Origin of the sequence: Cryobacterium sp. MLB-32, assembly GCF_000738085.1 — a bacterium.
In the GTDB taxonomy this organism is placed as follows: domain Bacteria; phylum Actinomycetota; class Actinomycetes; order Actinomycetales; family Microbacteriaceae; genus Cryobacterium.
The window spans coordinates 1-2214 of the sequence record NZ_JPRS01000250.1; the positions used below are offsets into that span (position 1 = coordinate 1).

3 protein-coding genes are annotated in these 2214 nt (G+C 62.7%); all 3 read left to right on the forward strand.

Annotation, left to right across the window (positions count from 1 at the left end):
• The first annotated feature begins 148 nt into the window (after positions 1-148).
• On the forward strand, positions 149-1345 hold the full coding sequence (locus JF66_RS17025; protein ID WP_051973688.1) for a hypothetical protein: 1197 nt from the start codon (positions 149-151) through the stop codon (positions 1343-1345).
• A 2-nt stretch (positions 1346-1347) separates the two neighbouring features.
• Entirely contained in the window at positions 1348-1662 is a 315-nt protein-coding gene (locus tag JF66_RS17030) for a hypothetical protein (protein WP_231556482.1), read from the forward strand.
• Positions 1663-1683: 21 nt separating this feature from the next.
• Positions 1684-2214: hypothetical protein (locus tag JF66_RS23165; RefSeq protein ID WP_156109877.1), on the forward strand; the 531-nt coding region annotated here is incomplete at its 3' end.

A 2214-nucleotide genomic window follows, 5' to 3' on the forward strand; every position in this document is an offset into this window, starting at 1 on the left:
GAATCAGGAAATTTTGTCGCGACTTAACATTTATTTTTTCTACTTTGGGGGGTAGTTTCCAAAGCCTGAAAGTGGGATTATTGTGTCGCCTTAGCGGAGAAGTATGTGCCTTGGGCATATAACAGCTACTCGAGAGGAAATAAAGCCCATGAGTAACAGCAGTCACGTGAACACCGGTGACGCGTTCAGCGCCGCTGACCGCGCCGGAGACTACGTCGAAGAAGACACCACCGTCACCACCCCGACGCTGCCTCGCCGCCGTGCAGAAACCATCCTCGACGAGAACCCGGACAGTATCGACCGGGGGACACCTGCGGCGCCCGCCTCACCTATCTTCCCGGATTCCGGCGACCGGCCCGACACGTCGGCGCTCTTCATTAACCCGGCCGCCGGCCTCGCGGCCGCGTCCCGCACGTCCAATCCGGCAAAAGCGAGCACCGGGTTTCGCGGTGTCCTCGCGCGGCTGGGATTGCCGGTGGCCCCTGGACCAGCTGAGGCCGCTCAGCGCCACCTCACGGAGTTGCGGGGCATTGATGAAACGACGATTCGCCAGGCAACGTGGATTCGCGCTGTGTCGATCCTGGTGAATAATCCCAAGGGCGGAACCGGGAAAACCCCGATCGCTTTGCTACTCGGTGGAGTGCTTGCGGCAATTCGCGGCGGGTCCGTCGCAATCTTGGAAGTGTCTGATGACCCCGGTGCCCTGAACTTCCGCGCTGAAGGCAACCCGCAACTCGGCCTCGGCGAGCTGGTGCGAGACGTCACCCACATTCGCACAGCAGGCCACATCGCTGGCTACACCGCACCTCAAACCTCCTTCGCGTCCGTGATCGGTTCCACCGGCCGCCGGGAACGCCTCACCAATGATTCCGTCACTGCCGTTGCCGGTGTCATCGATGAGTTCTACGCGATCCGCGTCATGGACTCCGGCAACGTCACCACGTCCTCGGCCTTCCAAGGCGCTGTGTCTGTCTCCGACGTCCTCGTCATCCCCGTCATGAACGCCGGCGATTCTGTCCTCGAAGCCATCCAGCTCCTCGACGAACTCCGCTCCGCGGGCGGACAATCCGCCCACCTCGCAGACACCGCCATCGCCATCCGACTGACCGACGGACGACCCGAAAATGCCGCCGTCCGCGACGAAGTCGAACGACTCCTCAAAAATGCCGGCATTAGTGCCCTGCACGAAATCCCCTACGACGCCCACATCGCCGAGCGCGGCCCCCTCACCCTCAGCAACCTCAACCCGGCGACCCGGGACGCCTTCACCGCGGCCGCCGCCAGCGTCGTCCGGTCGCTGCACGCCGTCGTATCCACAGCGCCGTCACCGACCAGGAAGGCCTGACCATGCACGAGCTCATCATCCTCGCGGCGATCCAGAACCCCTTGGACGGCATCATCCCCGACTTCTCCTTCGGCGGGGCCGAATTCACGGCCCTGTGGCAGAAACTCATCGCGGCCCTCTGGGCGATCGGGATTCTCGTGTCCATTGGATACCTGATCTTCGGAATCGTTGCCATGTCGGGTGCGTCCGGTGAAACCAACCCCAACCCGCAAGCCCACTCCCAAGGACGCCGCAAAGCCGTCTGGTCAGGAATCGCTCTCGCTGCCCTTGCCGGTCTGGCCATCATCGTCGGCGCCGTTCTTAGCTTCGCCGGCTAACGCCACAACCAAGGAGACACCATGCGAATGGTCACAGCATCCGGGCGCAGCCGCTGGCCTTATGTCATTGGCGCGGCCGTTATCGTCGTCGCCATCGGGGGAGGCCTCGCGTACAACATCACCCGCCCGGCCCCCGCAACAGTCGCCGCACCACCATCCAGCACCCCCACAGTCACAGGCACCACACCCGGTGGGGACACAAGCCTGGGCGATGATGTCGCCCCCACTGGATGCCTCGGCGGCCTCGACCGCACCGCTGATATGGTGCTCACCGCGCAGGCAGAAGCAAAACACACGACGTTCGGAGCAGTCGAAGTCGCCACGGCCTTCTACCGATGGCTCTGGCAATACCCCAGTCCAGATACGTCCGGAAGTGAGAAAGTCGGCGCGGAGGTTATAGCGTCGACAGCCCCTGCGAACTGGAGAAACGTCACCGCCCAGTACAACTCAGAGTCGTGGAAGGCGATTACGGCTGAATACCAAGCCAGAGGAGGAGAGTTTCATACCTCGAGTACCAACGGGCTCTGGCGAGTAACCGAGGACTCCACGGCT